The sequence below is a fragment of the Synechococcus sp. H60.1 genome (genome assembly GCF_047462335.1).
Taxonomy (GTDB): Bacteria; Cyanobacteriota; Cyanobacteriia; order Thermostichales; family Thermostichaceae; genus Thermostichus.
On the sequence record NZ_JANSJA010000238.1, the window covers coordinates 1 to 613 of the forward strand.

A 613-nucleotide genomic window follows, 5' to 3' on the forward strand; every position below is an offset into this window, starting at 1 on the left:
CCTACCTGCCCAAGGGGGTGATCGATCCCCATGAGCTGCCTGCCGGATCCCAGCGGGCTGGCAAGCGACCGGAGGAGATTCTGGCGGAGATGAAAGCAGCTAAGGAAAAAGAAGCAAAAGCTGCTACAGAACAGCCCGCCTAGCAGGAGCAGTCAAGTCATAACCAGTCTCTGTGAACAAGATTTTAGGGAACGTTGAAAATACCTGACCGGTACTCATCTTCACCCTAAACGGCAGCCATCGCGCCAGCAGGCCAGAGGCCCTGTCCAGGCTAGTTTACTGAGATAGCTGGACCGAAGTTGAAGTAGGTAGTGCTGCCAGGGTTGGTGGTGTTGTCAAAGGCGTTCAGCGTCGTCCCGCCCACCGTGATTGGCTGCGGCGAGGGGATGGCGGGCGTTATCCGGATCTGGCCACCGAAGGGGATGGTGAAGGGCTCAGGGAAGGTGGCCACGTTGCCTGCCACTGAGGTGGAGGTGGCGATGACCGTGCCGTCGGCCAGGCGGATGGTGACTATCGCGCCGGCAGGCAGCCCCGGAATGGTGACCTGCAGGCCTGCAGGACTTGGAGTTGGTGTCGGCGTAGGCGTGGGTGTCGGCGTAGGCGTGGGTGTGGG

1 pseudogene is annotated in these 613 nt (G+C 60.8%); it reads right to left on the reverse strand.

Annotated features, from left to right (window positions below):
• Positions 1-271: 271 nt before the first annotated feature.
• Positions 272-613 (reverse strand): annotated as a pseudogene (locus tag NW852_RS11300) (right-handed parallel beta-helix repeat-containing protein); the annotation flags it as partial.